The organism is Chamaesiphon sp. VAR_69_metabat_338 (assembly GCF_031423935.1).
Lineage (GTDB): Bacteria > Cyanobacteriota > Cyanobacteriia > Cyanobacteriales > Chamaesiphonaceae > Chamaesiphon.
Genome location: NZ_JANPGM010000205.1, coordinates 1 through 5,860 on the forward strand (window position 1 = coordinate 1; position 5,860 = coordinate 5,860).

Here is a 5,860-nt window from a genome sequence, read left to right on the forward strand (position 1 = left end):
CAAAAGTTGCTCGCCGATCCAATGTTGTACAGATTGAGTATTGTCACTAGCGATCGCTACAGCCACATCTAAAAGATCGAGATCTGGAGTTACTAAGATGACGGCATCTTTTTGGATATGTGGCTTCAGCCACTCTAGTTCGGCTTCATCAATCAGTTCGGCCAATTGCTCCCGTAAATTTTCCATGCGTGCGATCTGATGATATTTGTCTGGACAATTATAACAATTTTGAACTAGTAGTTAGCGGGGAGCGGGGAGATAGGGTACTAATCTTATCTCCAAGACTATTACCGTCCGAGATCGTGCAAATCGTTAATTTTGGTCGTACAGATCGCCGTGACTCGATCGAGTTCCGACCTTTTGGTGGAAGTTGGCGGCGGGATAAGTTCGCCGATTCTAATCGTGACTGGCGTAGCCTGCGGGAATTTTTTACCCTGTTGTTCGATGCGGTGGGTGCCCCACAGACAGACTGGCAAGAGCGGGACTTGTGCCTTTGCCGCGATCAAAGCTGCACCTGGTTGCGGATTGACGACTTTGCCGTCTGACGTCCGCGTCCCAGAGAGAAAAATTCCCGCACCCCAGCCCTCTTCGAGATAAGCTAAAGCTGTTCTAATCGTCAGGCGATCGACCGCGCCGCGTTTGACTGGATAAGCTCCATACAATCTAATCGCATTTTTCAAGACTGGCACCTCAAACAGCTCTTCCTTGGCCATATAAGCCACCGGACGCAATACTGCTGCCGACAATAGCGGTGGGTCAAAATTACTGCTGTGATTGCTCACCACCACAAATCCACCCGATTTGGGGATATGTTCCCGCCCTGTGACTCGCCCCTGAAGATAAAAGTAGAAGAAGGGATTGATGAAGGGTTGTTTGAAGGCGTGATAAAAGACGAGATTGATGAGCGGTTCGCGGGATCTGGACATGAAATTGTAGTGGGAAGTTGAAAACGATCGGCTGCGAGTATCGACCCGCTCGGAGGTAGGATCGATCGGCACAACAGCCGCTCCTACCCATCTAACGAGCATAGCATTTAGTCTCAGCGGGTTGCCATCGATCGTCATCTAAGTTTGGGGTGTCGCAATCTTCAAACTAGAAGCCGACATCAAATCTGACCTGCTCGTAAACTCGATCGACCTCCAAACTAAAATCAACACTAGTTAATTCCATCGATTCCCCAGAGGTATAAGAACTGAATTCCCACAGACCTGGCGATGGCTGCCGATGTACGTCCAAATGCATCAAATCGGTACTCACTAGCACGTATTCTTGGAGAAAAAGCGATGGACGATAGAGCGCAAACTTTTCACCTCGGTCATAGGCTTCGGTGCTGGGCGATAAAACTTCCACGACTAGGGACGGGTGACTGATGAAATTATTGGCACTGCGATCTTGAACATCCCCACTCACGCTTAGATCTGGATAACAAAAAGAATTGGATTCCAATGTCTGCACTTTGACCCGATCGCCGAACACTCGACACACAGTACCGTGCAAATGTTCTTGGAGCAGGTTGCTAAGATTTGTCGTCGTATCGATCGCCCGAGCGAGAGTTTCATCCGCGATCGGACGGACTCGGCCCTCAATGTACTCATAACGCAAATCTTGTTGAGCTTCCCACTCCAGATATTCTGCTGGAGTGAACTGCGGAAAATGTTCTCTGGCAGAAATCATCATAACAGCACCTAATTATTGAAATCCCTATAGAGCCAATGATAATACGATCGAACACTAGCTAAATTGCCCACAATACTACCAAACCCAAGCGACAACCGGTCAAAAGCCAATTTTGGCGCATAGTTAATTTTTGTGAGGATACCGCTTCGAGCAGCGAGAGACTATGCCAACGAATCTTGAGCTGATATCCTAATTCGATCCGATCGCCGATTTGACAGATCGAGCGGACGAATCTCGGTGAGGTATACAATAAGTCATGAGTCGGACGATCTCGGGTGGTCGCCAACTTGCCCACATTCCCACCTTCTAGACGCTTATGTCCACTCATCGGATCGAAGTTTCACGCGCACACTACTGTGAAACGATCGTGAGTGGCACGATCGCTCCAGACGATCGCGATCCGCATAAACTGCGATTAACCACCCCCGATGGCTGTCAGTTTCGGGCTGCACCACTCGGAGATGTCAGCATCGGCGCAGGAATCGGACAATGGCGTGTCATCCCGATTATGCAAACCGATGGGCAGATTACGCGGTTGCAAATCGTCGAGGAATATTCGCCTAGTGCCATCGAAGACGATCGATTCATCTGTGTGGGCAGAACCAATCAAGTCAGTCGCAAGCATAATACCGTCACTGTCAAAATCGAGCGTCCCGGCGAAGCCACGATTCGCCCCACGCTGTTCGATCCGCCCAGCCCAGTTAAATCCGGACAAATTTGGCAGTTTATCGCTCAGCGCGTGGGCATGACACTCGCGATCGTCGCAGCGACACAGCTCGATGGGGTAGGAGTTGAGAGTGGGGAGTTGCGGCTCGCTCCGGTCGGGGAACCCGATCGTGGCAGCGAGACAAGACAGGGAGTTGGGAGTATGGAGTTGGGAGTTGCGGATGAAATCGCGCTGAGGTTCCCGCCCGACGGCACGCCTCGCTCCGCTCGTCTACAGCGGGCGTTTCACCAAGCAGAGAGTGTGGAGAGCAGAGTGCCGAATGAAGAACAAAGCAAACGTAAGCGTCCTGTCAACTCCCTGCTCTCAACTTCCGAACTGAGGGCGATCGCCCTTACTGCCCTGAATCAGCAGCTAAGCCGAGATTGGGATCTCTCACTGACTAGAGTCAAAGAACCGATCTGGGAATGGGATGCTCGCAGTTTAGTACCGACAGAGGCACGAGCGAGAGTCCAAGTCAATTCACGTACTAATGTAGCCAGAGTTTATCTATATCCCGATCGCCTTAACTATACCCCTGCTCGCTGCTTAGATGCCGCAACTGAGCGCAAATCGAGTGCGGATGACAATCTCGATCGATTAATTGTCACGCCATTAGGTGCCGCCAGAGGGATTGGGGCATCGTGTTTTCGGGTGCAAATTGGCCCTTATGAAATCGTGATGGATGCGGGAACTCGTCCGAAGGGGAGCGATCCGTTGCCAGCATTTGAGTTATTAGAGCGTCCCGATCTGCTGCTGATTACGCACGCTCATCTCGATCATATTGGTGCCTTACCGATCTTTCATCGCGATTTTCCCGATGTACCGACGATCGCTACCCACGGTACCCGCGAAATCGCTCATGTGATGCTCACCGATGGTTTGAAGGTGCAGACGGCTAGACAGCGGCAGGGGAATGAAGATTTTCAACAGTTATTCGATGCTGACGATCTCGATCGCACCTTATTTGAACTCCAAACCGAACCCGTCGGCGTAGACTTTTCCCCTCTCCCAGGCTTGACGGCGCGCTTCATTCACGCTGGGCATATTGTCGGCGCAGCCTGTATCTATCTCCAATACGGCAATCGATCGATCCTCTACACCGGCGATTACAATACCACCAGCAGCCGCACCACCGAAGGCTTGAAACTAGCCGATTTGCCCCAGGCGGATATCTTAATTACCGAATCCACCTACGGCTCGGATACCCACCCCTCCCGCCGCACCCAAGAGAGCGATCTGATTAAAGCGATCGTTGAAGTCGTCGCGGCCGGTGGTAACGTCTTAATCCCCGCTTTCGCCCTCGGACGCGCTCAGGAAATCATCCTCGCCATCCGCACCAGTGCGTTATTCCATAGTGTCAACGTCCCTGTCTACATCGATGGCTTAGTCCGCGAAGTCACCGACTTATTTCAGACTCAATTAGAATTACTCCCCGCATCCGTCCAGAATTTCGCCAAAACTCAGTCCCCCTTCTTTAGCGATAAATCCGCACCGCGTATCATTGCGATCGCATCGCCCAAGGAACGCCCTCTGGCAATGGAGCACCCCTCGGTAATTATCGCCAGTTCCGGGATGTTAATCGGTGGCGCGAGTATTTTTTATGCCAAAACCTTGCTCCAACGGGAAAACGCAGCGGTGTTTATCTCTGGTTATACCGATGAAGAGTCCCCAGGACGCTTTTTACAGAGTCTAGAACCAGGCAACTCGATCGAACTCGACGGTACCCCCCTCACCGTCAGAGCCAAGATCCAACGCTTCAACCTCTCCGCTCATGCCGATCGCGTCGGCATTACTCAAGTCATCCACCGCGTCAATCCCCAACACCTGATCCTGATCCACGGTTCCCAATCCGCACTTCACGAACTCTCCCGCGCTGGCGATTTGCGCGATAAATATTGGATTCACATCCCCGAAGTCGGCGATACGATTACCTTCGGACAAGCACCCGAACATCTCTCCAAAGCCCAGGTAGCGCGAGTAGATGCCGGACAAGAGTTTGAAGTCGAAATCGAAGCTGAATTCGATGGTGCGTGGCTGCGCATTGCCGATAGCGTCCTCGCAGATCCCCGCTGGCAACATCTCGCCGCCACGGGATTGTTATCAGCCAAGTGGACGAAAGGCGGTTTGATGCTCAAACCCGCCAGTCATAAATCAATGGCAGTGGAATCGGCGATTTCTAGTGGCATAGATTGTTGCGCAGTCTGTGAATTTTTCGACGGCTATCTCTGTCGCGGCGAGGATAGTCCCCTCTACAAACGCGATGTCGATCCCGCTGCTAAATGTCCTGAATTTGTCCGTCAAGTTGTGACAGTTGAATCGCTACCTGTAGATGTGGATTTGGTAGAGCCGCTGCTTGAGGACGTCGATCTAGCGGAAGATGATGAGAACTTAATCGATCGAATTTAAGCAATTCGATTACATTCGGTACGCTACGCGAACAGGAATTTGATTAAAATCGATTCCAAACATCAGGATTTACTGTTGGTCAATTCCAGCCAGGAGTTGGGCGATTTGCGTCGGATCTGGTAATTGACCTTGAAATTCTTGGGGTAGAGTAGACACGATCTGGTAAGTAGCCACCCCAATCGGTTTGTTAGACTCGCGCAGCGCGTATTCGACGATCGTGCGATCTTTGGTTTTGCACAGGATAATTCCAATCGCTGGATTCTCATCGGGCAGACGCACGGTATCATCGAGAACAGCGAGATAAAACTGCATTTTGCCCACATATTCTGGTAAAAATTCGCCCACCTTGAGTTCGACTGCAATTAAGCACTTGAGGTGACGATGGTAGAGTAGTAAATCCAGAAAATATTCCTGTCCCGCAACCGTCAATCGATACTGACTCCCGACGAAAGTAAACATCCCGCCCATTTCCTGAAGGAAGGGTTCGACGCGGCTGAGAATGGCTTGTTCCAATTGGCGTTCGCTATGAGCATCGCCCAGTTCGAGAAAGTCAAATGTGTATTCGTCTTTAATTGCAAGTTTGGCTTGTTGACTAATTTCGGTGGTGAGGGTGTTGTCAAAGTTAGTTTGGTTGAGCAGCGTTTTCTGGTAGGTTTGGTTCTCAATTTGGTGAATCAGTACGTTTTTTGTCCAGCCAAATTTCCGCGTCATCCGCAGGTAAAACTCCCGCTCTAAGTCATCTTTGCACTTTTCAAGAATAACCAGATTGTGAGTCCAGCCAATTTCTCGCACCAATGGTGCGAGATTTGGATTCTCGGCATAAGCAAGATAGAACGCTCTCATTCGCCATAGATTGGCAGTGGAGAAGCCGCTGATGCCAGGGAACTCTGACTGAATATCTTGCGCGAGTCGATCGACAACAGATTTGCCCCAGCCTGCGGTTTGTTGTCGATCGACTATCAAACTCCCGATATCCCAATACAGCGCGATTAACTCGTGATTAACAGCTTTCAGGGCTGCATACTGAGCCGATTGAATCCGCTCTTTGACTTCGATTAATAGTTCTTGATA

At 50.6% G+C, this 5,860-nt stretch carries 6 protein-coding genes; 1 reads left to right on the forward strand and 5 read right to left on the reverse strand.

Annotation, left to right across the window (positions count from 1 at the left end; translation table 11 throughout):
* The 4 genes from RMO84_RS05970 to RMO84_RS05985 all read right to left on the reverse strand — a co-directional run.
* The coding region (locus RMO84_RS05970) for a DUF2288 family protein (RefSeq protein ID WP_310487558.1) at positions 1-186 on the reverse strand (186 nt) is incomplete at its 3' end.
* A 101-nt stretch (positions 187-287) separates the two neighbouring features.
* Positions 288-926: a lysophospholipid acyltransferase family protein gene (locus RMO84_RS05975; RefSeq protein WP_310487563.1), complete on the reverse strand. Its 639-nt coding sequence runs from the start codon at positions 924-926 to the stop codon at positions 288-290.
* A 166-nt stretch (positions 927-1,092) separates the two neighbouring features.
* Entirely contained in the window at positions 1,093-1,677 is a 585-nt protein-coding gene (locus RMO84_RS05980; protein WP_310487559.1) for a Uma2 family endonuclease, read from the reverse strand.
* Positions 1,678-1,735: 58 nt separating this feature from the next.
* Complete coding sequence (locus RMO84_RS05985; RefSeq protein WP_310487560.1) at positions 1,736-2,005, reverse strand: hypothetical protein; 270 nt, start codon at positions 2,003-2,005, stop codon at positions 1,736-1,738.
* On the opposite strand from RMO84_RS05985, the gene RMO84_RS05990 reads away from it, so the two are divergent.
* Positions 1,994-4,789 (forward strand): MBL fold metallo-hydrolase, encoded by a 2,796-nt coding sequence (locus RMO84_RS05990; protein WP_310487561.1) that lies wholly within the window; start codon positions 1,994-1,996, stop codon positions 4,787-4,789. The genes RMO84_RS05985 and RMO84_RS05990 overlap by 12 nt on opposite strands.
* Positions 4,790-4,858: 69 nt before the next feature.
* Here the strand turns inward: RMO84_RS05990 and RMO84_RS05995 are convergent.
* The coding region (locus tag RMO84_RS05995; protein ID WP_310487562.1) for a PDDEXK nuclease domain-containing protein at positions 4,859-5,860 on the reverse strand (1,002 nt) is incomplete at its 5' end.